Source organism: Geodermatophilus obscurus (genome assembly GCF_900143215.1).
Lineage (GTDB): Bacteria > Actinomycetota > Actinomycetes > Mycobacteriales > Geodermatophilaceae > Geodermatophilus > Geodermatophilus obscurus_A.
Window position 1 is genome coordinate 21525 of record NZ_FRDM01000005.1, and the last position, 25112, is coordinate 46636.

The window sequence follows — 25112 nt, forward strand, 5'->3', positions numbered from 1 at the left end:
CTAGGCAGCGCTCCGGGCTGCGCGGGGAGGTCCGGGGTGTGTCCTCGACAGGGTGGACCCCTCCGTCACAGCGGCCCCAGGAGTGACCCGGGCCACCGCGCACGGGCGGACGGTGGGGGCTAGGACCCCAGCAGCTCGGGCGTCCGGACGAGTCCCGGTGCCGTCCCGACGCGGTCCAGCCAGTCCGCCAGCCGGTCGGCCGGCAGCGGTGCGGAGTGCAGGTAGCCCTGGCTCTCGTCGCAGCCCAGGCGTGCCAGGCGGGCCAGCGTCGCGTCGTGCTCCACACCCTCGGCGACCACCCGCAGGCCCAGCCGGTGGGCGAGGTCGATGGTGGAGGCGACGATCGCCTCGGTCCGGGGCTCCTCGAGCAGGTCGGCGGTGAAGGACCGGTCGAGCTTGAGCTCGGCGACCGGCAGGTCGCGCAGGTAGGAGAGGGACGAGTAGCCGGTCCCGAAGTCGTCGATGCTGACCGTGAGGCCGAGCGCGGTGAGGGCCGTGACGACGGCGAGGCTGCGCTCGGCGTCGCCCATCAGCACCGTCTCGGTCACCTCCAGCACCAGGCTCTCCGCGGGCAGCCCGGCGTCGGCCAGCAGCCCGGCCACGCGGTGCGGCAGGTCGGTGTCGAGCAGGTTGCTCGCCGACAGGTTGACCGAGATGCGCAGGTCCAGCCCGCGGCGACGCCAGTCGGCGGCCTGGGCGACGGCCTGGCGGAGGACCTCGTCGGTGAGCGCGCCCATGAGTCCGTGCGCCTCGGCCAGCGGGAGGAACTGCGCGGGGCCGAGCAGGCCCCGGACCGGGTGGGCCCAGCGGACCAGCGCCTCGGCCCCGAGGGTCCGGCCGGTGCGGACGTCGACCTGCGGCTGGTGGTGCAGCACCAGCTGGCCGGTGGTGAGAGCGGCGCGGAGCTCCTCGACCAGTGCCAGGTGGCCGCTGCTGTCCGCGTGCCGGGACGGGTCGTACACCGCGAGCCCCGTGCCCGCGCGCTTGGCGGCGTACATGGCGGCATCGGCCTGGCGGAGCAGCTGGGAGCGGCCGCCGCTGCCGGAGCAGGTCAGACCGATGCTGGCCGCGACGTGGACCGACATCCCCCGGATCAGGAAGGGACGCTGCAGCCTGTCGAGCACCCGGTGGCCGAGGTCCTCGGCATGCACGGTGCCCGCCCGGTCGGCGACGGCGACCACGGCGAACTCGTCCCCGCCGAGCCGGCCCAGCACGTCCCCGGTGTGCAGCGCCGGGGTCAGCCGGTCGGCCACCAGTCGGAGCAGGTCGTCACCGGCGGCGTGGCCCAGGCCGTCGTTGACCTCCTTGAACCTGTCGAGGTCGAGGAGGGCCAGGGTGAACGGCACCCCCTCGGCACACAGCTGCTCGACCCGGTGCAGGACGGCACGGCGGTTGGCCAGCCCGGTGAGCTCGTCGGTCAGCGCCTCCTTGCGGGTGACCGCCAGCTGGGCGAGCTCGCGCACGTTGACCAGCAGCCGCACGCTCGCGCCGAGCGCGGCCAGCGCAGCGCACCAGGTGGCCGGACCGACCGTCCCGGACACCGCGGCGGCGACCAGGACGCCCGTGGAGGCGGTGATGACGACGAACGAGCCGACCGTCGGTGCCGTCGGATCGGTGGGCTGGGGAGTGGTCCGTGCCGGGCGCAGGATCGCGGCCAGGCACAGCAGCGCCGCGCTCACCGGCTCCGCGGTCGCCGCCCATGCGACGGGCACCCCCTCGGCCAGCAGCCTCGCGACGTCCCCGACCGCGGAGACCGCGAACGCCGCGACGACGAGCCAGCTGCGGGGGTCGCGGCCCATCGCGCCGAGACCGACGACGGACAGCGCCGTCCCCACCAGGACCACGTCGACCGCCACCTGCGCCAGCAGCGCCTGGACCTCCCACCACGGGCCCGCGGTCAGCGCGCTGTCGGAGAGGAGGACGTTGAGCACCGCGACGGCCGCCACGGTCCCGGACGCGCCGTTGACCACGTCGCTGGGATCGGCCAGGCCGGTGGTGTACCGGTTCCAGCGGACCAGGCCGCTGTGGATGAACGGGAACGCCACCACCGGCGCCCACGCCATCGGCACGGCGGTGAGGGACTGCGTCGCGGGGATCACGGCGAGCACGCCGGCGGCGAGCGCGGCTGCGGCGAACACCAGACCGGCCAGGGCGATCCGCGTCCAGACGACCCGCTCCTGCGGCAGCGTGCGGGCCCGCCACACCAGCAGCCCGACGAGGGTCGCGTGCAGGGCGAGCACGATCGCGAACCGGCCGGGCGCGGCGCCGTCGGAACCGGCGGCCACTGCGGGGCCCAGGAGGGCCGTGGCCACGGTGGCGGCGGCGCAGAGCAGCAGCCCGAGTTGCAGCACCCGGCGAGGGGTGCCCGGCAGGAGCCGGAGGGGGGAACGGGGCGGCATGCACCGGTGATCGGATCCCCGGGGTGGCCGGTTGACCCCGGCTCACCCCTTCGGGCAGGTGCCGGGCCTCAGATGCGGGTGAAGAGGTAGACCGAGACCGCGACGCCGAACACGACGATGAAGACCCGCAGCGGCGTGGTCGGGATGCGGGTGGCGATCCGGGCGCCGAGGAAGCCGCCGAGCAGGCTGGCCGGGGCGGCGACGGCGACGACCTGCCAGTCGACCGGGCCGAACAGGCCGAAGACGACGACCGTGACGGTGGCGGTGACCGCCGAGAGCGCCGACTTCAGCGCGTTGGCCAGCTTGAGCCGGTGCAGGCCCACCCCGAGGACGCCGACCAGGATGACGCCGAGCGCGCCGCCGAAGTAGCCGCCGTAGACGGTGGCCAGGAACAGCGCTCCGTACAGCCAGACCGGGTCGCGCCGCGGGCCGCCGTCCTCGGCCTGCTTCAGCCGCCGGGTGAGCAGCGGCTGCACGGCCAGCAGCAGGCTGGCCAGCAGGACCAGCACGGGGACGACGACGTCGAAGGCCGCGGAGGGCGTGGTGAGCAGCAGGACGCTGCCGGCGACGCCACCGAGCAGCGCGACGACGCCGAAGCGGAGCAGCCGGCCGCGCTGGCCGGCGTACTCGGCGCGGAAGCCGAGGACGCCGCCGAGGTAACCCGGCCACTGGGCGATCGAGTTGGTGACGTTGGCGGCCACCGTGCCCAGCCCGAGCGCCACGAGCGTCGGGAAGAGGATCAGCGAACCGCCGCCGGCGATCGAGTTGACGGCGCCGGCGACGAGGGCGACGCCTGCCGCGATGGCCAGGTCGAGGGCGGACACGACCGGCGAGCCTACGGTGACCGGGTGGAGCTCACGCGGACGGCGACGGTCCTGGTGGCGGCGCTCGGCGGGTCGGGGGTGCTGCACCTGATCCGGCCGCGGACCTTCGAGTGGCTGGTGCCACCGGAGCTGGGCGACGCCCGCGCCTGGGTGCACGCCAGCGGGGTCGCCGAGATCGCGACCGCCGGGCTGATGGCGGTGCCGGCGACGCGGCGGGCCGGGGGCTGGGCCGCGGCGGCGCTGCTGGTCGCCTTCGTGCCCGCGCACCTGCACACCTTCCGGGTGGTGCCGCGGCGGGCGCTGCCGATGACGGTGGCCGCCGTCCGGCTGCCGCTGCAGGCACCGCTCATCCGCGCGGCGCTGCGCGTGGCGCGGGGCCGATGACCGCCGTCGTCCTCGTGGCGGGGGCCTGGCACGGCGCCTGGTGCTGGGAGCGGGTGCTGCCGGCGCTGGAGCGGGCCGGGCACGCCGTCGTCCCCGTGCCGCTGACCGGGGTGGGGAGCGGGCGCACCAGCTCTCACCGGAGGTCACCCTCGCCACGCACGTCGAGGACGTCGTGACCGCCGTGCGGGCCGAGGAGTGCCGCGGCGCCGTGCTCGTCGGGCACAGCTACGGCGGGCTCGTGGTCACCGGCGCGGCGGACCGGCTGGGCGAGGAGATCGGCCGGCTGGTGTACGTCGACGCCGTCGTCCCGACGCCGGGGCAGAGCTGGGCCGACGGCAACCCGCCGGAGGTGCGGGCCGCCCGCCGGGCGGTCATCGCCGAGCACGGGCACCTCCCGCCGCCGCCGGTGTCGGCCTACGGGCTCACCGGGGGCGACGCGGCGTGGGTCGAGCGGCGGCAGACCCCGCAGCCGGGCGGGGTGTACGACGAGCCGCTGCACTTCGACGCCGACCGGTGGGCCGCCCGGCCGCGGACCTTCGTCGACTGCACCGCTCCCGCGCTGCCCACGATCGACCCCTCGCGGCGGCTGGTCCGGTCGCAGCCGGGGTGGGAGGTGGTCGAGCTGGTCACCGGCCACGACCCGATGGTCAGCGCGCCGGGCGAGCTGGCCGCCGTCCTGCTGGCGGTCGCGGGAGAGGGAGCATGAGCCGCCTCGTCGCCGTCGCGAAGCTCTTCCGCGGCGGCGGGCTGGCGTGGCTGCGCGCCTCCCGTGACGGCCTGGCCGCCGTCCGGGTCGCGGTGGGCGCGGCGGGCCTGTCCACCGGCGTGCTGGAGTGCCTGCGGGACGGGCCGGCCGACACCGCCTCGGTGCGCGCGCGGCTCGGTCTCGACGACGGGAACCTGCTCGAGCCGTGGCTGCGGGTGCTGCAGGGCCACGGACTCGTCCGCGCCTCGGCGGGCGGGTGGTCCCTGTCCCGGCGCGGACGTCGGTTGCTGGACGACGAGGTGGTGCGCGCGGCGTACGAGGGGTTCGCCGGCTACCACACCGGGCTCTACCGGGAGCTCCCTTCCCAGCTGCACGGCGGGCCGGCCCGCCGCGACATCGCGCAGCAGGGGGAGACGATCGCCCAGCTCACCCGCGCGATGGAGCCGGTCCTGCACGAGGCGCTGGTAGCCGCGGTGCGCGAGGTGCGGCCCACGCGGATCCTGGACGTCGGGTGCGGAGCGGGGCAGAACCTGGCCGCGATGCTGGTCGCGGGCCCGGCGGCCGAGGGCACGGGGATCGAGGTCGACGAGGCCGTCGCCGACATCGCCGAGCGGCTGCTCGCGCAGCGCGGGCTGGCCCGGCGGGCTCGCGTCCTGCGCGGCGACGTGCTGGCCCTGGCGGCCGGGGGCGAGGCCGGCGGCCCCTACGACCTCGCGCTCCTCGCCAACGTCGTCTACTACCTGCCGCCGGCCGAGCGGGTCCCGCTGTTCCGGGCCCTGGCGGGACTGCTGTCCGAGGGCGGCGCGCTGCTCGTCACGACGACCGCCGCAACGCCGGACCCGTTCAGCCGGCACTTCGACCTGCTGCTCCGCGCCCAGGGGGAGGGCATGGAGCTGCCCGAGGTCGAGCCGCTGCGCCGACAGCTCGCCGACGCGGGGCTGCGGCCCGAGCCGGCCCGGCGGCTCGTGCCGGGGCAGCCCCTGGTCGCCGTGCTGGCCCGCCGCTGAGCGGCCGAGCCCTCGACGGCCCGCCGCTACCCGTGCAGCCGTCGGTGCAGCTCGTGGACCTCCTCGTCGAGGCCGGGCACCGGGCCCTCGACCGGCACGCCCGGGGCGATCTCGTTGACGGGAAGGGCCGTCACCGGTGGCGGCGGGACGTCGAGCTCGGCCAGCCAGGACACGAGCTGGGCCGACGAGCTGGCGTAGACGATGCGGCCCAGCCCGACCCAGCCGTGCGCGGCGGCGCACATGGGGCAGTGCTCCCCGGAGGTGTAGACGGTCGCGGCGGCCCGCTCCTCGGGGCTCATGTGCTCGGCGGCCCAGCGGGCGATGGCGAACTCCGGGTGCTGGGTGGCGTCGCCACCGGCCACGTGGTTGGTGTCCTCGAAGCGGACCCGGCCCCCGGCGTCGACCAGCACCGACCCGAAGGGCTCGTCGTCGGCCTCGAGCGCGGCGCGAGCGAGCGCCACGCAGCGGCGCAGGTGGGCGAGGTCCGCGTCGTCGACCATGCGCCCATCCTGGCCCACGCGACCCTCGCCGACTGCCCGGCCGAGCTGGACCGGTGGCTCCGGCTGGACGCGTCGATCCCGGACGGGATCGACGCGCTCGGCGGCCTGCTGCCGGAGGAGGACGTCGAGCAGGCACGCGCCGAGTGGACGCTGCTGCGGCCGCCGGCCGAGGACCCGGCCGCCTTCGCCGTGGCGTTCCCCGGCGCGCACGTGCGGCCGGTGCACGGGGACGCCCTGTTCCACAACCTCCTCCCGACAGCCGCCGGGCCCGTGGTCTCCGACCTCGAGCACGTCCACCGCGGGCTGCGGGAGTGGAACCTGGCAGGCGCACCACCGGACGTACGAGCCGGCTACGCCGCCGGGCCGCGCGCCGGGGTCTCCCGCCGCTGGACGACCAGTTGGCCGCGGTGGCCGAGCGCGGGCGCGACCTCCAGCTGCTCGCCGTCCTCCCGCTGGGTGTCGAGCTGCCCGCACTGTTCGACGGGCTGGCGCCGCTGGTGCAGGCCTGGCGGGAGAAGCCGCCGCTGGCCCACCTGCTGAGCTGAGCGCCCGGGCCTCGTGATCCGTCGTCCCCGGGGGGCACACTGCCCGCCATGCCACCTCTCCCGATGCCCGACGACTGGCAGCGCGCGCTGGTCGTGGCCGCGCACCCCGACGACATCGAGTACGGACTGGCCGCTGCCGTGGCCGTGTGGACCGCGGCCGGCAAGGAGGTGCACTACCTGCTGGCCACGCGTGGCGAGGCGGGGATGGCCGGGGTGCCACCGCACGAGGCCGGGCCGCTGCGCGAGGAGGAGGAGCGGCGTTCGGCAGCCGTCGTCGGCGTCAGCGAGGTGGAGTTCCTCGACCACCGGGACGGCACGCTGGTGGCCGGACCGGACCTGCGGCGCGACCTCGCCGGGGCGATCCGGCGGCACCGTCCCGAGCTCGTCGTGACCGGCTACTTCGGCGCGACCTGGACCCCGCCCGGTGTGTCACCGGCGTACGTGAACTCCGCGGACCACCGGGCGCTCGGGCAGTGCGTCATCGACGCGGTCGCCGACGCCGCGAACGAGTGGATCTTCCCGGACCTGACCGAGGAGCGCTGGAGCGGCGTGCAGTACATCGCCGTCGGGGAGCTGACCGACCCGCCGCACGAGATCGATGTCAGCGACACGGTGGAACTGGCCGTCGCCTCGCTCACCGAGCACCGCCGCTACCTGGAGCTGCTCTCGGACGACCCGGTCGACGTGCAGGCACGTCAGGTCGTCGACATGTCGACCCTGACCGAGGACGGTGGCCGCCGGGTCGGCTTCCGGCTGTTCTGGGGATGACCACCGCCTAGACTGCTCAGCACGACGGACGAGTCGGCTGGGCGGTCGCGTCGGCGGGGGAGACCCCGTCGCCGAGGAACGTCCGGGCTCCACAGGGCAGGGTGGTCGCTAACGGCGACCCGGGGTGACCCGCGGGACAGTGCCACAGAGAACAGACCACCGGCGGCTCGCCGCCGGTGACGGTGAAACGGTGGTGTAAGAGACCACCAGCGCGCCGGGTGACCGGTGCGGCTCGGTAAACCCCACCCGGAGCAAGGTCGAGAGGGACGGCGGTCCGCCGCCGTCCTGCGCAGGCGTTCGAGGGCTGCCCGCCCGATGCCTGCGGGTGGACCGCTGGAGCCTGCCGGCAACGGCAGGCCTAGATGGATGACCGCCCATCGGGATGCCGTGAGGCACCCGTGGACAGAACCCGGCGTACAGGCCGACTCGTCCGTCGCCCGCCGCTGAGCTGCAGGAGTGCAGTCGAAGGTGGGCGGCAGTCCGCACCGGGTCCGCACCTCGGCCGAGGACGGCGTCCACCGCGGCACGTGTCCGGTCGTCCGAGCCGGGCCACAGGCGCATCCCCGACCGGCCGTGCCGAGCGAACCGGCGGGACCGATGAGATCGTCCGCATCCGCCGGTCCGAGCTCCCGGACCGGATCGTGGACCAGGAGGACGCATGCGGAAGATCGTCGTGCACATGATGCTGTCGCTGGACGGCTACTTCGAGGGGCCGGACCACGACCTGAGCTGGCACCTCGTTGACGAGGAGCTGCACGCGCACTTCAACGAGCAGCTCGCGACCAACAGCGCCTTCATGGAGGGTCGGGTCAGCTACGAGCTCATGGAGGAGTTCTGGCCGACCGCCGACCAGAACCCGGACTCCTCGCCGATCATGCGCGAGTTCGCCGGCATCTGGCGGGCGGTGCCGAAGATCGTGTTCTCCCGCACGCTGCGGGAGGTCGGCCCCAACGCCTCGCTGCGGGCAGAGGTGGACCCCGACGAGATCCGCGCACTGAAGCAGCAGCCCGGCGGGGACATGACGCTCGGCGGGGTCGACCTGGTCGAGACCTTCCGCCGGCTGGACCTGGTCGACGAGTACCGGCTCTACGTCAACCCGGTCGTCATCGGCCGCGGTCGACGGCTGTTCGAGACCGCCGACGACCCCACCGACCTGGAGCTGGTGGAGAACCAGCGGTTCGGCAACGGCGTCGTCCTGCTGCGCTACGCCGTCCGACGGCCCTGAGCGCCGACGTCGAGCGGTCCCGGCGAGCCGGAGGCCGCGCTCGAGTCCGCACGGTGTCCGCAACACGGCCAGGAACAGCCGTCCGCGGCCAACCGGCGTCAACCGCACACGGCTGGTCAGGCCCGCGATCGACGTCGGTCGACCATGGCAGAGGACCCCACCACGTGCCCCGGCGTAACGGCCGACTCATCCGTCGACCGCCGGTGACCTGTGGATGCGGCCCGCGGTCAGCTGCCGTCGACCAGGCCATCCCGGACGGCGATCGACAGGACCTCGAGCTTGGAGTGCGCCCCGAGCTTGGCCGAGAGGTTCGCCACGTGGTTCCGGACGGTGTGCACGCTGATCGTCAACCGCTGGGCGATGTCGGCGTTGGACAGCCCCCGTGCCAGCAGGTCGAGGATCTCGCGCTCGCGCTCGGTCAGCGTGGCCCCGCTGCCACCGCCCTGTCTGCGCAGGCGTGGCAGGAGCCGGGTCAGCAGCCTGGCGTTGACCACGGACTCGCCCTGGGCCGCAGCCCGCACGCCCTCCATGAGGTCGTCCAGCTGCTGCGTCTTGGCGATGAACCCCGCGGCACCGGCCTCCATGGCGGCGACGAGGACGCGATCGGAGGTCGTGGCGGTCAGCACCACGATCCTCGCGGAGGGCTGGACGGCGTGCAGCCCGACGATGGCCGCCACGCCGTCGCCGTCGGGCAGGCGGTGATCCAGGAGGACGACGTCGGGAGCGGTCGACGCCATCAGGTCCCGCGCCTCGGCGATCGACGTCCCCTGCCCGACGACGACCAGGTCCGGCTCGGACTGCAGTGCCTGGGCGAGGCTGGCGGCGAACATCCGGTGGTCGTCGACGACCAGGACCCGCACCGGAGCGGGCGGGGGCCCGTCAGGAGTTCCGGGCCCGATCACCCTCGGAGTCTGGCACGCACCGGGCGGGGTGGTCGCCTGCTGTGCGGGCGACCACAGGGGCGGTGCGCACCCACCACGACGAGCGGGCCGGGCTGCGCCGGCACGCTCCTGGTGTCCCCGGTCCGCGGCGAGATCACTGCCGGGATCGCTGACGACCCCCGGATCGGATCCGCCGTGGCCGGGCTGGTGGAACGGGAGACGGACCTCCGCCCACCTGCTCACGGGGGCCCTCGCCGGCGACCTCCCCCTGTTGCTGCGCCGGTGCGTGGAGGGCCACCTCGTCGTGGGTGTGCCCGGGGCGGCCGACCTCGTCCGCCGCCTGCTCACCTGCTGCCCGCGGACCCGACCGCGGCGCGCCGGCGAGTTCCGCGCCCGGCACGGGGAGGAAGAACGACACGGCGGTGCCGACCCCGCCGGGCCCGGGCCGGGACCGCCACCAGCCGCCCGACGCCAGCGCCCGGTCGCGCATCGCCACCACACCGGAGTGCCGGCGCCCCGAGCGCGCCATCGCCGCAGGATCCACCCCGCGGCCGTCGTCCACGACCTGCACCTCCACGCCACGACCGGTCGCGTCGACGGTCACGGTGACCGAGCGTGCCCGTGCGTGCTTGCGGGCGTTGACCATCGCCTCGCGGGCGATCCGGTACGCGGACACCCGCACCTGCTGCGGGAGCAGCGCCTGCCCCCGCTCCTCGACCGACCACGCGACGTCGCCGTCCTCGAACACCTGGGCCGCCGCGTCGCGCAGCCCGTCGGTCAGCGACGCGTCGAGGACCGGCGTCTCCAGCTCGAACAACAGCGAGCGCAGCCGCACGCCGGCGCCGTGGACGGCGTCCATCACGGTCTCGACGCCGGCTACTTCCTCCGGTGCACGTGCGCGCAACCGGTTCCGCAGGGCGCCCAGGCGCAGGTCCACGGCCGCCAGCGCCTGGATGGAGTCGTCGTGGACGTCGGCGGCGATGCGGGCGCGCTCGTCGTCCTGGGCCTCGACGAGGCGTTCGCCCAGCGCGCGCTGGCGGGCCTCGGTGAGCACCCGCAGCTCCCGGAACGTCAGGGCCGTCCGCCCGACCATGAGCACGCCGGCGGCCAGTGCGAGGACCGCGGCGACCGGGCTGGTCCCGGACACGCTGCCGTGGAACAGCAGCCCGAGGACGGCGAGGCCGCAGACGCCGGGCAGGACCAGGACGGTGACCCCCTCCAGGTCCACGGTCCGCGACTCCGTCGAGCGCAGGGACGCCAGCGCCGCGCCGGCCAGCAGCAGCCGGGCCAGCAGCCACCCCAGGTCCACCGGCTCGCCCCCCACGTAGGCGTCGCTCGCCACCAGGCCGGCGTAGACCGCGTCGGTCACGAAGAAGGTCCCGAACGACGCGCACAGCAACCACCAGGACCAGCCGGCGCCCCTCCCGAGCATGGCGAGTGCGGCGACCGCCAGGGCCAGCAGGAGCAGGTCGGCGATCGGGTAGGCCGTGGTCAGCGTCGCGACGCCGTCTCCTCCGAGGGGCACGGTTGCTCCCTCGACGTAGTTCTCGGCCAGCGCGGCGGCGGTCAGGCCGGCGATCAGCCCGTCGAGCGAGAGGCTGAACGGCATGCTGCGGGCCCGGGTACGCAATCCCAGGACCAGCCCGGCGGCGAGCAGGGCGTAGAAGAGCAACCACCCCGCGTCGGCCCACGACGGGCTCGGGATCGGGTCGAGGTGCTGGTAGTACGCGAAGTAGGCGGTGCTGCCGGCGAAGGCGGCTCCGAGACCCGCGGTCATGAGCAGCCAGGCCGCCCGGTCCCGGCGGTCGACGAGGACGCGGAGCGCGAGCACGAGGATGACGAGGCCGTCGACGGCCATGTTGAGCCACCAGTCGAGAGCCGCCCGGTAGCCGGGCGTGAGGCGCACGCCCGGCACGAGGGTGACCGCGTAGACCGCGCCGAGCGCCAGCGTCAGCCAGGTCGTCGTCCGCACCAGCGAGGTGGTCGAGTGCGGCACGTCGCCTCCCGCATCCCGCCGCCGGCCGTGCTGCACGAGCGGGTGTCCCCGATGTCATCCGTCGGAGCCGGCGGCCAGGACTATAGGCGGTGCGACTGGGGAGGAGCCGGGTCCGGCGAGGGTCGGCGAGGACCTACCGGCAGCGGAGGACGCCGGTGTCGACGAGGTGCTCGGCCAGGCGGCGCACCGTGCTGTGGGTGTGCATCGACGCCCGGGCCAGGATGCGGAACGCCCCGTCGGGGGTCACCCCGTGGCGCTCCATGAGCATGCCCCTGGCCTGCTCGATGACCGCCCGCGACGCGAACGTCACCTCCAGGCGGTCCGCCCGCTCCACGGCGCGTCGGTAGCGGGACAGGGTCCCGGCGGCCAGCGCGGCGTAGAGCCCGAACCGCGTGGCGGTCGACCGGCTTCCCTCGTCGAAGCCGTTCGGTCGCTGCGCGTAGAGGTTGAGCGATCCCGACACCTGCGGAGCGTCGATGACCAGGGGCACCGACAGGGAACTCAGCGCGCCGCTCCCGGCGGCTCGCCGCGCGTAGTCCGGCCAGCGGGTCTCGCTGCGGGTGTCGGGGACATCGGCGATCTGCCGCGTTACGGCGGCGTGCAGACAGGGGCCGGAACCGCACTCGTACTGGCCCTCGTCCAGGTCCACGGCGAGCAGGCCGGTGGCCACGACGGTGGACGGGTGCTCCCGGACCACCAGCGTGACCGAGGCCTCGGGGTTGCCGGGCAGCACCGTGCTGGCCAGGTCGGTGACGCGCTGCAGCGCCCCCTCCATCGGCTGCTCGCGTCCCGACGGCCGGCTCAGGTACTCCAGGACCTCAGCGACGGCGGATGGGTGTGGTTGTCGTTCCGGGGACATCGGCGTCCCTCTCCGACTCGCCGGACTCCGGGTCGAGCTCAGCCCCGGAGCCCGCACCCGGATTCCGCGTGTGACGAGTGCTCGCCGTCCGCGCGCCGGGGTAGCGGGGGCGCCCAGCGCGAGCACCACGCTACTCGGGTGGCGCGACATTGTTGTGCGCGGGGGAACCCCGGTGCGGACGGTCCACGGGAACACCAGCGGTACCGGGGGTGCTGTCCACCCTGTGAGCGTCGCCCCCGCACCGACCGTGTCGTTCGACGACCGCTTCGCCCGCGAGCTGCCGGAGATGGCGGTCCCGTGGCAGGCCGACGAGGCGCCGGACCCGCGGCTGCTCGTGCTGAACGACGCGCTGGCCATCGAGCTCGGCCTCGACCCGGGTGCGCTGCGCAGCCCGGAGGGCGTGCGCCTGCTGGTCGGCACGGCCGTGCCCGACGGCGCCAAGCCGGTCGCACAGGCCTACGCCGGCCACCAGTTCGGCGGGTTCGTCCCGCGCCTGGGTGACGGCCGCGCGCTGCTGCTCGGCGAGCTGACCGACGTCGAGGGCCGGCTGCGCGACCTGCACCTCAAGGGCTCGGGCCGCACGCCGTTCTCCCGCGGCGCCGACGGGCTGGCCGCGGTCGGGCCGATGCTGCGCGAGTACGTGATCAGCGAGGCGATGCACGCCCTCGGCATCCCCACGACCCGATCGCTCGCCGTGGTGGCGACCGGCCGCCCGGTGCGCCGCGAGACCCTGCTGCCGGGCGCCGTCCTGGCCCGCGTCGCGGGCAGCCACCTGCGGGTGGGCAGCTTCCAGTACGCCCGCGCCACGGGGGACGTCGACCTGCTGCGCCGGCTCGCCGACCACGCCATCGCCCGCCACGGGGTCGGGTCGGGTGACGGTGGAGCGGCGGATGCGCAGAACCCGTACCTCGCGCTCTTCGAGGCCGTGGTCGCCGCCCAGGCGTCGCTCGTCGCGCAGTGGATGCTGGTCGGCTTCGTGCACGGCGTCATGAACACCGACAACACGACGATCTCCGGCGAGACCATCGACTACGGGCCCTGCGCCTTCCTCGACGCCTTCGACCCGGCCACCGTGTTCAGCTCGATCGACGCCGGCGGGCGGTACGCCTACGGCAACCAGCCGATCGTGGCCGAGTGGAACCTCGCCCGGTTCGCCGAGGCGCTGCTGCCGCTGCTCGCCGACGACCAGGAGCAGGCGGTCGCCCTCGCGATCGAGGCGCTCGAGCGGTTCCGCCCGCAGTACAACGCCGCCTGGACGGCGGGCATGCGGGGCAAGCTCGGCGTGCCCGAGGGGCTGGACGACGAGATCGCCACGGCGCTCGTCGAGGAGCTGCTCGGCCTGATGCAGGAGAGCCGCGTCGACCTGACGTCGTTCTTCCGCGCGCTGGGCACCGCGGCCCGCGGCGACGCCGAGCCCGCGCGCCTGCTCGTCCTGGACCTCGCGCGGTTCGACTCCTGGCTCGAGCGGTGGCGCGCCCTCGGCCCGGACGCCGAGACCATGGACCGGGCCAACCCCGTCTACATCCCGCGCAACCACCTCGTCGAGGAGGCCCTGACGGCCGCGACCGAGGGAGACCTGGCCCCGCTGCAGCGGCTGCTCGAGGTGCTGGCCGCCCCCTACGAGGAGCGGCCGGGTCTCGAGCGCTACGCGGCCCCGGCGCCCGGCGGCACCGGCCCCTACCGGACCTTCTGCGGCACCTGAGGCTTTGCCGGACCGGCAACGATCCTTGCCGTCGGAGCAGCGTTCGCCGCACCGTTGCCGTGGAGGTGGTCACGGTGACCGACGAGCTGAGGAACGAGTACGACGTCGTGGTGGTCGGCGGGGGCGCGGCGGGGCTGAACGGAGCCCTCGTGCTGGCCCGGTCGCGGCGGTCGGTGGGAGTGGTCGACGCAGGCGCGCCGCGCAACGCACCCGCGACGGGCGTGCACGGGCTGCTGGCCCGCGAGGGCATGCCGCCCGGCGAGCTGCTCGAGCGGGGACGGGCCGAGGTCCGCTCCTACGGCGGTTCGGTGGTCGACGGCGAGGTCGTCACGGCGGCCCGGGACGGCGACGGCCTCACCGTCGGGCTGGCGGACGGGCGCACCACCCGCGCGCGCCGGCTGCTGGTCACCACCGGGCTGGTCGACGAGCTGCCCGACGTACCCGGGCTGCGCGAGCGGTGGGGACGGGACGTGCTGCACTGCCCGTACTGCCACGGCTGGGAGGTGCGCGACCAGCCCATCGGCGTGCTGGCCTGCGGGCCGATGGCGGTGCACCAGGCGCTGCTGTTCCGGCAGCTCAGCGCCGACGTCACCCTGTTCGCGCACACCCAGCCGGCCCCGATCGGTGAGCAGGCCGAGCAGCTGGCCGCCCTGGGCATCCCCGTGGTGACCGGCGAGGTGGCCGGGCTGGAGCTGGCCGACGACCGGCTCGTCGGCGTGCGGCTGGCCGACGGCTCGGTGGTCGAGCGCCGGGCGGTCGCGGTCCAGTCGCGGATGGTGGCCCGCGCCGGCTTCCTCGCCGGGCTCGGGCTCACCCCGGTGCCGCACCCCTCGGGGATGGGGGAGCACCTCGCCGCCGACGCCGCCGGGCGCAGCGACGTCCCCGGGATCTGGGTCGCCGGCAACGTCACCGACCTGGCCGCCCAGGTCGGCGCGGCCGCGGCAGCAGGGGCGTTCGCCGCGGCGCAGGTGAACGCCGACCTCGTCGCCGAGGACACCCGCCGGGCGGTCGCCGCGTCCCACGAGCCGCTGGTGGTGTGACCAGCGTCCGGTGTCGTCCAGGAATGGCGGGCGCCGGTCCCGCCTTGGCCCTTCCGTCTGGCCAGCGTGGGCCGCCCCTGACACCGCTCGACGAATGGACGACCGTGACCGACCTGCAGGACCGCGCTGACGCTGCGCCGCTCGCACCGACGACTGCGGCCGCCCCGCCCAACCGGGCGCTGCTCGCGCTCCTCCTCGGCGCCTTCGTCGCCATCGGGCCGCTGACCATCGACATGTACCTGCCCGCGCTGCCGACCATCACGGCGGAGCTGGGGACGACGTCGGCGATGGTCCAGCTGACCCTCACCGGCACGCTCATCGGCCTGGCCCTGGGGCAGCTGGTGCTCGGTCCGCTGTCCGACGCGTTCGGGCGGCGGGGTCCGCTGCTGGCCGGGACGGCGCTGTACGTGGTGGCCTCCGCGCTGGTCCTGGTCGCCCCGAGCATCGAGGTGCTCGGCGCGCTGCGGGTGCTGCAGGGCGTGGGCACCGCGGCCGGCGCGGTGGTCGCCATGGCGATCGTCCGCGACCTGTTCACCGGGCGGGCGGCGGCCACGATGCTGTCCCGCCTCTTCCTGGTGCTCGGGGCCGCGCCGGTGCTCGCGCCGACCCTCGGCGGGGAGCTGCTGCGGTTCACCAGCTGGCGCGGCATCTTCGCCGTCCTCGCGGTCTACGGACTGCTGCTGCTCGCCGTCGGCGCGCTCGGCCTGCGCGAGACGCTGCCGCCGTCCCGGCGGAGCACCCGCGGGGTCGCCGGCACGCTGCGCACCTACCGGGGGCTGCTCCGCGACCGCACGCTGGTCGGCCTGGTGCTCGTCGCGGGCCTCACGATGGCCGGGCTGTTCAGCTACGTCTCGGGGTCGTCCTTCGTCTTCCAGCGGCAGTACGGCCTCGACGAGCAGCAGTTCGGGCTGCTGTTCGGCGCCGGGGCCGTCTGGCTGATCGCGGCCACCCAGCTCAACCCGGTGGTGCTGAAGCGCTGGGCGCCGGCCCAGGTGCTCGTGGCGGGCGTCGTCGCCGGCGCCCTCTCCGGCGCGGTGCTGCTCGCCCTGGCGCTCACCGGCACCGGTGGGCTGCCCGGCGTCGTCGTCCCGCTGTGGGCGATGCTCTTCGCCTCCGGCCTGGCGCTGCCCAACGCCCCGGCCCTCGCGCTGTCCCGGCACGGGGAGGCGGCCGGCTCGGCCGCGGCGCTGCTGGGTGCGGTGCAGTTCGGTGTCGGCGCCGCGGTGTCCCCGCTCGTCGGCCTGCTGGGCAACGACGCCGCGGCGATGGGCGCGGTCATCCTCGGCGCGCTGCTGCTGGCGATCGTCGTCCTCGCCACCGTCGTGCGGCCCTGGCAGCTGACCGACGCGCCGGAGGAGCACGCACCCGCCGCCGTCCACCGACCCTCGGCCGGTTGACGACCGGGTAGCCGCGCGTCCACGGTTCCCTGGTGCGGAACGAGCACCGGGGCGGCCGGCCGACCCCGGACGGGGGTGTGGTCGACCGTCGCGGGCTGGGCCTGCTGACCGCCAGCCACGTCGTGGACGACCTGTACCAGGGGGCGGTGCCCGCACTGCTGCCGTTCCTGGTGCTCGAACGGGGCTACTCCTACGCCGCCGCCACCGGGATCACGCTGGCCGCCACCGTGCTGTCGTCGGTGGTGCAGCCGGCCTTCGGCGTCCTGGCCGACCGCCGCCCGCTGCCCTGGCTGCCCGCGGTGGGCCTGCTGGTCGCCGGGGTGGGCATCGGGCTGGCCGGCCTCGGCGACGCCTACTGGTGGACGTGGGCGGCGGTGGCGCTCTCCGGCCTCGGCGTGGCCGCCTACCACCCCGCCGCGGCCCGGGCGGCCCGCGCGGCTGCCGGCGCCTCCGCGCAGGGGATGAGCTGGTTCGCCGTCGGCGGCAACGCCGGCCTCGCCCTCGGCCCGGTCGTGGTCACGCCCGTGCTGCTGGCGTACGGCGTGGCGGGGACGCCGCTGCTGGCGCTGCCGGCCCTGGTCACGGCCGTCGTCCTGCTGGCGCTGGCCCGCCGGGCCGGCGCCCGTCCGCGGCCCGCCGCCGCAGCCGGCCGGGTGCCGGAGCGGGACGACGACTGGCGGTCCTTCGGCTGGCTGACCGGGATGGTGGTGATCCGCTCGGTCCTCTACTTCGGGGTGTCGTCCCTGATCGCGCTGCACGTCATCGACCGCTTCGGCGTCTCGACCTCGGCCGGCTCGGCGGCACTGGCCACCTTCCTCGGTGTCGGGGCGGTCGGCACCCTCGCCGGCGGCTGGCTCGCCGACCGGTGGGGTCGGCTGCCGGCCATCCGGCTGGGCTATGCGCTCACCGTCCCGGGGCTGGTCCTGCTGGTCGTCGCGCCGTCCTGGCCGGTCGCGCTCGCCGCCGCCGTCCTGCTGGGCGTCGGGCTCTACCTGCCCTTCTCCGTGCAGACCACCGTCGGGCAGGAGCTGCTCCCCAACCGGGTCGGCACGGCCTCGGGCGTCACCATCGGCCTGGCCGTCTCGGCCGGCGGCGCCGTGACACCCCTCTTCGGACTGCTGGCCGACGCGCACGGCCTGGCCTGGTCGCTGGCCGCCCTGCTGCCCCTGCCGCTGCTCGCGCTGCTGGTCAGCCTGCGGCTGCCCGGGCCTCCCGCCTCGGCGCGCGCGGCGGATCCCGCCGTGGGAGGCCGCCGGGGCTCCCCACCCGAGCGGGCCGCCCCGCACCGCTGACGCCTCGACCAGCAGGGGCGCGACCCGGCCGCGACGGCGCGGTCGGGTCCTGCCGATACTGACCCCCGTGGCGGGGGGAGGTGCGGGCCGGCGGATCCCCTTCTGGCCCCGCACCCGGGTCCGCCGTCCCGCGGACGCCGTCCGGCTGGCGCTCGCGGCCGGTGCGCTGCTCGTCCTGGTCCTGCTCGCCGTACGGGTACCCGGCGTGCCCACTCCCGGGATCGCCCTCGCGGACGCCGTCCTGGGCGGACTGCCGCGCACCCTGCTGTCGGTCGCCAACGGCGTCGCCTCGCTCGGCGTGCTGGCCGTGCTCGGCGCCGTCCTGCTGGACGCGCTCCGGCACCGCCGCTTCACCGCCGTCTCCGCCGTCCTGGCCTGCGCGCTGGCAGTCGGGCTCGGCGAGGCCGCGGAGTGGCTGCTGGGCGGGGAGGACCTGCTGGGCCCGGCCGAGGACGCGGCGGTGACCCCGATCGCCGCCGCGGTCGGCCTGCTGGTCGGCGGCGACCTGCAGCGACGCCCGCGCTGGTCGGCGCCCGCCCGTGTGGCGCTCGGGGCGGCGCTGCTCTGCGCGCTGGCGCTGGGCAGCCTCACCCTGCTCAGCGGAGCCGTCGCCGTCCTCGCCGGAGCCGCGGCGGGTCTGACCGTGCGGGTCCTGCTGGGCGTCGTCCCCGCCCGCCCCGACGAGGAGCGGATCCGCGCCGTCCTCGCCGCGGCCGGCCTCCCGGTGACCGGGCTGCGGCCGCTGCCGCACCCGCCGGAGAGCCTCCGCTACGCCGCCGCCTCACCCGGCGGCGACCTCGAGGTCACCGTCGTCGACCCCGACCGGGGCGGTGTCTCGCTGGCCCGTCGCGCGGTGTCGCTGCTGCGGCTGCGGTCCTCGGTCGTCGGCCGGCCCGCGCTGACGCTGCGCGGGCAGCTGGAGCGGGAGGCGCTGTGCGCGGGGATCGCCCGCGCGGCCGACGTCCCCGCGCCGGCGGTGCTGACGATGCTGTCCGCGGGCCCGGCGCTGCTGTCGGTGGCCCGACCCCTGCCGGGCACCCCGCTGTCGGCCGCGGACGGCGACCCGACCGCCCGGCTCCGCGCCGCCTTCGCCGCGCTGCGGCGCGTGCACCGGGCCGGCCTGTCCCACGGCGCGCTGAACCCGGACTCCGTCGTCCTGCTGCCGGACGGCGGGGTCGGTTTCACCGGGTGGCAGTCCGCGCAGCCCGCGGCCGCCGAGCTGCAGCGCGAGCTGGACGTCGTGGCACTGCTGGTCAGCGCGGCCGTGCACGCCGGCGTGCCCGGGGCGGTGGCCGCCCTGCGGGCGGGCTACGGGTCCGAGCCGGCGGCGGAGGTGCGACTCGCGGCCCTGGCCCAGCCCCTGGTGCTGCCGCCGCCCCTGCGCGACGCGGTGCGCCGGACCGGCGTCGTCGGCGACCTGCGGACCGAGCTGGCCGGGTCGACCGGAGCGGACCACGCGACGGCGCCGCGGCTCGAGCGCGTCCCGCTGCGGACGATCGTCACCGTGGCGGCGGCGACGATCGCCGCCTACGTGCTGGCCTCCCAGCTCTCCGAGGTCAGCCTCGCCAGCGCGCTGAGCGCGGCCCGCTGGGAGTGGCTCGCCGTCGCGGTCCTCGGCTCGGCGGTGACCTACGTCGGCGCGGCGCTGATCTTCCAGGCCTTCGTGCCCATCGACCTGCCGCTGGCCCGCACCACGCTGGTGCAGGTCGCGACCGCCTTCGTCACGTTGGTGACCCCGCCGACCGTGGGGCACGTCGGGCTCGGCATCCGCTACCTGCACCGCGCCGGCGTCCCGCTGGCGACCGCCGCGGCCAGCGTGGCGGTGAGCCAGCTCGTCACCGTCGTCGTCACCGTGGCGGTGCTGCTGGCGTGCAGCTGGGTCAGCGGAGTCTCGGGGACCCGCCCGGCGCTGCTGCCCAGCGGCGAGGTCCTCGTCGTCCTGCTCGCGGCGACGGCGGTGCTCGTCGTCGTGGCCCTGCTGCCCCCGACCCGGCGGCTGCTGCACCGGCGCGTCGAGCCGCTGCTGCGCCAGACGCTGCCCCAGCTGCTCGCCGCGCTGACCCAGCCGCGCCGCCTCGGGACGGCGGTGCTCGGCATCCTGCTGCTCAACGGCGGCTACGTGCTGGCCCTCGACGCCTCGCTGCGCGCCTTCTCCGCGTCGCTGTCCCTGCCGACGCTCGTCGTCGTCTACCTCGCGGCGTCCACGATCGGGTCGGCGGCGCCCACGCCCGGCGGGCTCGGCGCCGTCGAGGCCGCCCTCGTCGGCGCCCTGACGGCCACCGGTGTCCCGGTGACCGCCGCGCTCACCGCCGTGCTCGCGTTCCGGACGGCGACGTTCTGGTTGCCGGCGCCGTTCGGTTGGCTCGCCTTCCTCGTGCTGCAGCGCAGGCAGCACATCTGATCCCATGGGCCGCCGAGCAGCGTCCTGCACGAGCCCGGTGGTCCGGGCCCGGACCACCGGGCTCATCGGGTTCGCGGCTGTGGCCGCTGGTGCCCGGCCCGAACCGAGCCTGACGTCCCGGCCGGCCGGTCCGGTCAGAGCGCCAGGAGCCCGCCCACCGCGCCCGCCACGACGCCGACCAGCAGCAGCACGGCGGCGGCGGCACGGTCGAACCGATTGCCCAGCAGGGAGTCCAGCAGGCTGCTGAGCTCAGCGAGCCGGACGGGAGCCTCCGGCTCACGTCCCGCCATGCCGCCGTCGCGCCAGCGACGCAGGGTGGAGCCGGTCCGACGGGCGTCTGCCACCAGCATCGCCAGGCCGGTCACCTGAGCGAGCAGCGCCACGGAGAAGCAGACGACGGCCAGGGCGACCTGCGCGGTCTCGCTCATGCCGCCGAGAGTGCCGGAAACACCGATCCGGTGGGACGACGGACCCGTGCCACCGACCGGGTCGGCGCCGTGCGCCGCTCACCAGCCGCGGCCGAGCACGCGGCGGCTCGCGCCGTCCCCGAACCGGTGGCGTTGCCGCACCCGCGGGCCGGACCGTGCCATCGTCGCCCCGTGCTCGCCGCCCTCGCCGTCGTCGCCCTGCTCCTCGGGGCGAGCGCGGGCCTGCTGGTCAACCGTGCCGCCGGCCGTTTCCCCTGGCCCCCGGGAGCAGGTGCCCGGGAGCTGCTGGGGCCCGGCCCGGTCGCCGTCCGCCCGCCGGTGGTCGAGGTCGCGACCGCGCTGCTGACGGCGCTCACCGTGCTGCGCACCGGGCCCACCTGGGAGCTGCCGGCGTTCCTGCTGCTCGCCGTCGTCGGGGTGCTGCTCGCCGTGGTGGACCTGCAGCACCGGCTGCTGCCCAACCGCGTGGTGCTACCGGCGCTGGCGGCGGGGACGGCGCTGCTGCTGCTCCCTGTCCTCGCCGACGGCGCGTGGAACGCACTGCTGCGGGCGGTGCTGGGCGCCGCGGCCCTGTTCGCGGTCTACCTCGTGCTCGCCCTCCTCTCGCCCGGCGGCCTGGGCATGGGCGACGTGAAGCTCGCCGCGCTCCTCGGCCTGTACCTGGGGTGGCTCGGCTGGGCGGCGGTCGTGCTGGGGGCGCTCGCCGGCTTCGTCGTCCAGGCCGTCGTCGCACTGGGCCTGCTGGCGACCCGGCGGATCGGGCTGCGCGGCGAGCTGCCCTTCGGCCCCGCGATGCTCGCCGGCGCCGCCCTCGTCATCGGCGGGACCGCGCTGCTGCCCTGAGCGTCCCGGCCACCTCCGCGGGGATGGCCGGGACCGGGCCGTCACGGGGGGTGACCAGCGGGATCGCGGTCACCCGGGCAGGTGGACGGCGTCGGCCGATCGAGCGAACGGGCCTCAAGCCGGCAGGCCGACGGCTCGACACCCCTTGGCAAGTGCCACGACGTGCGGGTCGCCCGACCCGCACCGGCCGGCACCGTCCCCAGGGAGTCCCCGTGCTCAACCTCATCAGCAACCCGCTGGCCACCATCGTCACGCTCTACTCGTTCGCCGAGGAGCGCCTCAAGCGCGAGGAGAAGGGCGCGACCGCCGTCGAGTACGGCCTCATGGTCGGCCTGATCGCCGTCGGCATCATCACCGCGGTCCTCCTGCTCCGCACCCAGCTGAGCGCGCTGTTCACCAGCATCGCCGGCTCCCTCGGCACCGCCGCCGCCGGCGGCGGCGCTCCGGCTGCCGGCTGACCCTCGCACCTGCCACGGCGCAGCGGCCCCGTCCCCCCGGGGCCGCTGCGCCGCGCCGCACCCAGGCCATGACAGCGGGAGGAGGTGGGGGACCGGTGCGCACCCGACTGCGCGACGAGCACGGCGCCGGTGCCGTGGAGTTCGCGATGATCGTGCCGCTGCTGCTCGTGCTGGTGCTGGGCATCGCCGAGTTCGGGCACGCGTTCCAGGTGCAGGGCACCCTGTCCGCCGCCGCCCGCGAGGGCGCCCGCGTCATGGCGCTGCAGAACGACCCGGCCGCGGCGCGCGCCGCCGTCCGGGGCGCCAGCCCCACGCTCGACCCGGCGGTCACCAACGCGCAGATCACCGTCACGCCCCAGACCGGCTGCCCCCTGACGAGCACGACCCAGAACGTGCGGGTGACCGTCGACTACCCGATGCCGTTCCTCACCGACTTCTTCGGCGCGCGCATCGGCCTGACCGGAACGGGGGTCATGCGGTGCAACGGCTGAAGCAGGACCCCGTCCTCCCCACCCTTCGCTCCGCTCAGGGCGGTGCCCGGGACGGGGCCGGAGAACGAGGCCGCCCTGCCCTCCGGCGGCGGCTGGCCGGCGAGCACGGCGCCTCGGCGGTGCTCCTCGCCCTGCTGCTGGTCCCGATCCTCGGGTTCACCGCGATCGCCGTCGACGTCGGCGCGCTCTACGCGGAGCGCGCCCGGCTGCAGACGGCGGCCGATGCCGCTGCCCTCGCCGTGGCCCGGAACTGCGCCCGCGGCGCCTGCGGCGACATGCGGGCCACCGCGCAGGACCTGGTCGACGCCAACCTCGGCGACGCCACCGCCGCCCCGCCGGTGCTCGCCAGTGACCCGTTCCGCGTCACGGTCACCGGCAGCACGCCCACCGAGCACTGGTTCGCGCCGGTCATCGGCCACGAGTCGACGCAGGTGACCGCCACCGCGACCGTCGCCTGGGGTGCGCCCGACGCCGGGACGGCGATGCTGCCGCTGGTCTTCTCCTGGTGCGAGTTCACGGCCCAGACCGGCGGGGGCATGCCCTCGACCACCACCGAGCGCACCATCGAGCTGCCGAAGAAGTCCGACACCGGCTGCACCGGGCCCTCCGAGATGTTCGTCCCCGGCGGCTTCGGCTGGCTGACCACCGACGGCGGGAACACCTGCCGGGCCACCAGCCGGGTGGGCGGCCGGTTCACCTCCGAGCCGGGCAACAGCCCGTCCAAGGGCTGCGATCCCGGCGACGTGGCCGCGCTCGTGGGCCGCACCGTGCTGCTGCCGATCTTCGACGAGGCCGGCGGCACCGGCAGCAGCGCCTGGTACCACGTCCACGGCTACGCGGCGTTCACGATCACCGCCTACCACTTCGGCGGCCAGTACGACTCCGGCAAGCCGTGCAAGGGCGAGGACCGCTGCATCCGCGGCTACTTCACCCGCTTCGTCGACGCCGGCGACTCCTTCTCCTACGGCCCCGGTGCGCCCTCCCTCGGCGCCTGGGTCCTCCGACTCGTCCGATAGGGGCCCTCGTGAGACGCCGACTGATCGCCGCCCTCGCGGCGCTCGTCCTCGCCGCCACCGGCGCCGTGGTCCTGCTGGCCTACGTGCGCGGTGCCGATGCCCGTGCCCTGGCCGGGGTGCAGACCGTGGACGTGCTCGTGGTCGACCGGCCGGTCGCGGAGGGGACGCCGGGGGAGGACCTGGCCGCGCTGGTCCGCACCGAGCGGCTGCCGGCCAAGGCCGCGGTCCCGGGCGGTGTCACCGACCTCGACGCGCTCACCGGTCGGGTCGCCACCGTCGACCTGCAGCCGGGGGAGCAGCTGCTGGCCACCCGCTTCGCCGCGCCCGAGGACCTCACCGTGCCCGGCACGGTGGCCGCCCCGGCGGGGACGTCGGAGGTCAGCATCCTGCTCGAGCCGCAGCGCGCCGTCGGCGGCCGGCTGGCGGCCGGCGACACGGTCGGCGTGCACGTGTCCCTGGAGGGCAGGACGCACGTCGTCCTCAACCGGGTGCTGGTCACCCAGGTGCAGGGTGCGCCGGCCCCCGCTCCGGACGGCGAGGCGACCGACACCGCCTCCACCGGCGGCGCCGCGCCCTCGGCCAGCCTGATGATCACCCTCGGGCTGCGCCCCGAGCAGGCCGAGGCGGTCGTCTTCGGCATGGAGCACGGCACCGTCTGGCTCTCCCTCGAGCCCGCGGGCGTCGACACGTCCGGCACCGAGGTCGTCACCCCCCAGAACGTCTACGAGAAGGACTGGTCATGAGTCGCGTGGTGCTCGGCGCAGCCGACGAGGAACTCGTGCTGCGCGTCAAGGAGGCGACCGACGGCGACGTGCACGTGCTGCCGGCCGGCCGGCTGCCCGCCGACCCGGCGCGGCTGTTCGAGCAGCTGGTCGACGGTGAGCTGCCCGACGTCCTGCTGATCGGCCCGCTCGCGCCGCTGCCGGAGGTGTTCGGCCTGGCCGCCCGCCTCGACGTGCAGTGCCCCGGCATCAGCGTCGTCCTGCTCGCCTCCCCGACCGCGGAGACGTGGCAGGCGGCCATGCGCGCCGGGGTCCGCGACCTGCTGCCGCCCACCGCGGACGCCGGCGAGCTGCGGGCCGCCGTCGAGCGCGCCGGCTCCAGCGCGGCCGGGCGGCGGCGGGTGCTGCGCCCGGCCGAGGAGACCGCCCGCTACACCGGCCGGGTGATCACCGTGGCCTCCCCGAAGGGCGGTGTCGGCAAGACCACCGTCTCGGCCAACCTCGCGATCGGCCTGACCGCGGCGGCGCCCCAGTCGACGGTGCTGGTCGACCTCGACGTCCAGTTCGGCGACGTCGCCTCCGCGCTGGGCCTGGCACCGGAGTACGCGCTGCCCGACGTCGCGCACGGCCCGGCGGCCGAGGACACCATGGTGCTCAAGACCTTCCTCACCCAGCACCCCAGCGGCCTGTACGCGGTGTGCGGAGCGGAGTCCCCGGCCGCCGGCGACACCGTGACCGCTGCCGACGTCAGCCGGCTGCTGACGTCGCTGGCCCGCGAGTTCCGCTACGTCGTCGTCGACACCGCGCCGGGGCTGTCGGAGCAGACGCTCGCCGCCCTCGACCGCGCCACCGACGTCGTCATGCTCAGCAGCATGGACGTCCCCGGCGTCCGCGGGCTGCGCAAGGAGCTCGACGTGCTCCGCGAGCTGTGCATGATCCCGGCCGGGCGGCACGTGGTCATGAACTTCGCCGACGCCCGGGGCGGGCTTTCGGTGCGCGACGTGGAGACCGCCATCGGCACCGGGGTGGACGTCGTCGTCCCGCGCTCGGCCGCGGTACCGGTGTCGACCAACCAGGGGGTGCCGATCGTCGCCGGCGGCCGCAAGGACCCGGCGGCCAAGGAACTGCGCCGCCTGGTGTCCCGGTTCGCCGCCACCCCGATCGTGCGGCCCGGCCGGTACCGCGCCAAGCACCGGGCGGCGTCGTGACCTCCGCCTCCGTGCACCGG

General features: G+C 75.8%; 25 protein-coding genes and 1 other RNA gene. 19 read left to right on the forward strand and 7 right to left on the reverse strand.

Annotated features, from left to right (window positions below; all coding sequences use genetic code 11):
* Positions 1-119: 119 nt before the first annotated feature.
* Both BUB17_RS06765 and BUB17_RS06770 read right to left on the reverse strand, forming a co-directional pair.
* The gene (locus BUB17_RS06765) at positions 120-2351 is read right to left on the reverse strand and encodes a putative bifunctional diguanylate cyclase/phosphodiesterase (protein ID WP_141242934.1); all 2232 of its coding nucleotides are present in this window, start codon (positions 2349-2351) and stop codon (positions 120-122) included.
* A gap of 116 nt (positions 2352-2467) precedes the next feature.
* Positions 2468-3223 carry a sulfite exporter TauE/SafE family protein gene (locus BUB17_RS06770; RefSeq protein ID WP_072915423.1) on the reverse strand — a complete coding sequence of 252 codons (756 nt, stop codon included), beginning with the start codon at positions 3221-3223 and terminating at the stop codon, positions 2468-2470.
* 24 nt (positions 3224-3247) lie between these two features.
* On the opposite strand from BUB17_RS06770, the gene BUB17_RS06775 reads away from it, so the two are divergent.
* Genes BUB17_RS06775 through BUB17_RS06785 form a run of 4 tightly spaced genes read left to right on the forward strand, consistent with a single transcriptional unit; the run spans position 3248 to position 5320 of the window.
* Positions 3248-3607 carry a DoxX family protein gene (locus tag BUB17_RS06775; protein WP_175561306.1) on the forward strand — a complete coding sequence of 120 codons (360 nt, stop codon included), beginning with the start codon at positions 3248-3250 and terminating at the stop codon, positions 3605-3607.
* Entirely contained in the window at positions 3604-3783 is a 180-nt protein-coding gene (locus BUB17_RS27715) for an alpha/beta hydrolase family protein (RefSeq protein ID WP_244276992.1), read from the forward strand. Before BUB17_RS06775 ends, BUB17_RS27715 begins: the two co-directional genes overlap by 4 nt.
* A complete protein-coding gene (locus BUB17_RS06780) occupies positions 3780-4313 on the forward strand; it encodes an alpha/beta fold hydrolase (protein ID WP_244276994.1) in 534 nt (177 codons plus the stop codon). Before BUB17_RS27715 ends, BUB17_RS06780 begins: the two co-directional genes overlap by 4 nt.
* Positions 4310-5320, forward strand: coding sequence for a class I SAM-dependent methyltransferase (locus BUB17_RS06785; protein WP_072915425.1), 1011 nt, complete (start codon positions 4310-4312; stop codon positions 5318-5320). The genes BUB17_RS06780 and BUB17_RS06785 overlap by 4 nt, the downstream gene beginning before the upstream one ends.
* A 26-nt stretch (positions 5321-5346) precedes the next feature.
* Here BUB17_RS06785 and BUB17_RS06790 read toward each other — a convergent pair whose 3' ends face one another.
* On the reverse strand, positions 5347-5820 hold the full coding sequence (locus tag BUB17_RS06790; protein ID WP_072915427.1) for a nucleoside deaminase: 474 nt from the start codon (positions 5818-5820) through the stop codon (positions 5347-5349).
* Between BUB17_RS06790 and BUB17_RS06795 the strand changes: the two genes are divergently transcribed.
* The 4 genes from BUB17_RS06795 to BUB17_RS06810 all read left to right on the forward strand — a co-directional run bounded on the left by BUB17_RS06795 (position 5794) and on the right by BUB17_RS06810 (position 8358).
* Positions 5794-6360: a hypothetical protein gene (locus BUB17_RS06795; protein WP_072915429.1), complete on the forward strand. Its 567-nt coding sequence runs from the start codon at positions 5794-5796 to the stop codon at positions 6358-6360. The genes BUB17_RS06790 and BUB17_RS06795 overlap by 27 nt on opposite strands.
* Before the next feature lie 53 nt (positions 6361-6413).
* Positions 6414-7133, forward strand: coding sequence for a PIG-L deacetylase family protein (locus tag BUB17_RS06800; protein ID WP_072915431.1), 720 nt, complete (start codon positions 6414-6416; stop codon positions 7131-7133).
* Between the two features lie 29 nt (positions 7134-7162).
* Positions 7163-7566: RNase P RNA component class A (gene rnpB, locus BUB17_RS06805), an RNA gene on the forward strand.
* 225 nt (positions 7567-7791) lie between these two features.
* Entirely contained in the window at positions 7792-8358 is a 567-nt protein-coding gene (locus tag BUB17_RS06810) for a dihydrofolate reductase family protein (RefSeq protein WP_072915433.1), read from the forward strand.
* A gap of 227 nt (positions 8359-8585) precedes the next feature.
* Here the strand turns inward: BUB17_RS06810 and BUB17_RS26695 are convergent, their stop codons facing one another.
* The 3 genes from BUB17_RS26695 to BUB17_RS06825 form a co-directional block, all read right to left on the reverse strand.
* Positions 8586-9260, reverse strand: a complete 675-nt coding sequence (locus BUB17_RS26695; protein WP_072915435.1) for a response regulator — start codon at positions 9258-9260, stop codon at positions 8586-8588.
* Between the two features lie 133 nt (positions 9261-9393).
* Entirely contained in the window at positions 9394-11235 is a 1842-nt protein-coding gene (locus BUB17_RS06820) for a sensor histidine kinase (RefSeq protein ID WP_072915454.1), read from the reverse strand.
* A gap of 133 nt (positions 11236-11368) precedes the next feature.
* Positions 11369-12010 carry a GAF and ANTAR domain-containing protein gene (locus BUB17_RS06825; RefSeq protein ID WP_244276996.1) on the reverse strand — a complete coding sequence of 214 codons (642 nt, stop codon included), beginning with the start codon at positions 12008-12010 and terminating at the stop codon, positions 11369-11371.
* Between the two features lie 307 nt (positions 12011-12317).
* On the opposite strand from BUB17_RS06825, the gene BUB17_RS06830 reads away from it, so the two are divergent.
* From BUB17_RS06830 to BUB17_RS06850, 5 genes are all read left to right on the forward strand, one after another.
* The gene (locus BUB17_RS06830) at positions 12318-13796 is read left to right on the forward strand and encodes a protein adenylyltransferase SelO (RefSeq protein WP_072915459.1); all 1479 of its coding nucleotides are present in this window, start codon (positions 12318-12320) and stop codon (positions 13794-13796) included.
* Positions 13797-13870: 74 nt separating this feature from the next.
* A complete protein-coding gene (locus tag BUB17_RS06835; protein WP_072915941.1) occupies positions 13871-14836 on the forward strand; it encodes an NAD(P)/FAD-dependent oxidoreductase in 966 nt (321 codons plus the stop codon).
* Between the two features lie 104 nt (positions 14837-14940).
* Positions 14941-16233, forward strand: a complete 1293-nt coding sequence (locus BUB17_RS06840; protein WP_175561307.1) for a multidrug effflux MFS transporter — start codon at positions 14941-14943, stop codon at positions 16231-16233.
* Positions 16234-16265: 32 nt separating this feature from the next.
* On the forward strand, positions 16266-17525 hold the full coding sequence (locus BUB17_RS06845; RefSeq protein ID WP_244276998.1) for an MFS transporter: 1260 nt from the start codon (positions 16266-16268) through the stop codon (positions 17523-17525).
* Between the two features lie 67 nt (positions 17526-17592).
* Complete coding sequence (locus BUB17_RS06850; RefSeq protein ID WP_072915462.1) at positions 17593-19926, forward strand: lysylphosphatidylglycerol synthase transmembrane domain-containing protein; 2334 nt, start codon at positions 17593-17595, stop codon at positions 19924-19926.
* Positions 19927-20060: 134 nt separating this feature from the next.
* On the opposite strand, the gene BUB17_RS06855 is transcribed toward BUB17_RS06850, so the two are convergent.
* Positions 20061-20354, reverse strand: a complete 294-nt coding sequence (locus BUB17_RS06855; protein WP_072915465.1) for a hypothetical protein — start codon at positions 20352-20354, stop codon at positions 20061-20063.
* Between the two features lie 171 nt (positions 20355-20525).
* Between BUB17_RS06855 and BUB17_RS06860 the strand changes: the two genes are divergently transcribed.
* The 6 genes from BUB17_RS06860 to BUB17_RS06885 all read left to right on the forward strand — a co-directional run bounded on the left by BUB17_RS06860 (position 20526) and on the right by BUB17_RS06885 (position 25092).
* Positions 20526-21197 (forward strand): prepilin peptidase, encoded by a 672-nt coding sequence (locus tag BUB17_RS06860; RefSeq protein ID WP_072915468.1) that lies wholly within the window; start codon positions 20526-20528, stop codon positions 21195-21197.
* A 212-nt stretch (positions 21198-21409) separates the two neighbouring features.
* Positions 21410-21655: a Flp family type IVb pilin gene (locus tag BUB17_RS06865; RefSeq protein ID WP_072915470.1), complete on the forward strand. Its 246-nt coding sequence runs from the start codon at positions 21410-21412 to the stop codon at positions 21653-21655.
* A 95-nt stretch (positions 21656-21750) separates the two neighbouring features.
* A complete protein-coding gene (locus BUB17_RS06870) occupies positions 21751-22146 on the forward strand; it encodes a TadE/TadG family type IV pilus assembly protein (RefSeq protein WP_083606110.1) in 396 nt (131 codons plus the stop codon).
* Complete coding sequence (locus BUB17_RS06875; protein ID WP_244277000.1) at positions 22134-23162, forward strand: pilus assembly protein TadG-related protein; 1029 nt, start codon at positions 22134-22136, stop codon at positions 23160-23162. Before BUB17_RS06870 ends, BUB17_RS06875 begins: the two co-directional genes overlap by 13 nt.
* 8 nt (positions 23163-23170) lie before the next feature.
* Positions 23171-23905, forward strand: a complete 735-nt coding sequence (gene cpaB, locus BUB17_RS06880) for a Flp pilus assembly protein CpaB (RefSeq protein WP_072915478.1) — start codon at positions 23171-23173, stop codon at positions 23903-23905.
* Positions 23902-25092, forward strand: coding sequence for a CpaE/TadZ family protein (locus BUB17_RS06885; RefSeq protein ID WP_072915481.1), 1191 nt, complete (start codon positions 23902-23904; stop codon positions 25090-25092). The genes cpaB and BUB17_RS06885 overlap by 4 nt, the downstream gene beginning before the upstream one ends.
* The last annotated feature ends 20 nt before the right edge of the window (positions 25093-25112 follow it).

Excerpts from the sequence above, each read along its gene's own strand:
- BUB17_RS06800 (WP_072915431.1), top strand. The coding sequence starts at position 6,414 with ATGCCACCTCTCCCGATGCCCGACGACTGGCAGCGCGCGCTGGTCGTG.
- BUB17_RS06825 (WP_244276996.1), bottom strand. The coding sequence starts at position 12,010 with ATGGAGGGGGCGCTGCAGCGCGTCACCGACCTGGCCAGCACGGTGCTG.
- BUB17_RS06855 (WP_072915465.1), bottom strand. The coding sequence starts at position 20,354 with ATGAGCGAGACCGCGCAGGTCGCCCTGGCCGTCGTCTGCTTCTCCGTG.
- BUB17_RS06810 (WP_072915433.1), top strand. The coding sequence starts at position 7,792 with ATGCGGAAGATCGTCGTGCACATGATGCTGTCGCTGGACGGCTACTTC.
- BUB17_RS06790 (WP_072915427.1), bottom strand. The coding sequence starts at position 5,820 with ATGGTCGACGACGCGGACCTCGCCCACCTGCGCCGCTGCGTGGCGCTC.
- BUB17_RS06785 (WP_072915425.1), top strand. The coding sequence starts at position 4,310 with ATGAGCCGCCTCGTCGCCGTCGCGAAGCTCTTCCGCGGCGGCGGGCTG.
- BUB17_RS06885 (WP_072915481.1), top strand. The coding sequence starts at position 23,902 with ATGAGTCGCGTGGTGCTCGGCGCAGCCGACGAGGAACTCGTGCTGCGC.
- BUB17_RS27715 (WP_244276992.1), top strand. The coding sequence starts at position 3,604 with ATGACCGCCGTCGTCCTCGTGGCGGGGGCCTGGCACGGCGCCTGGTGC.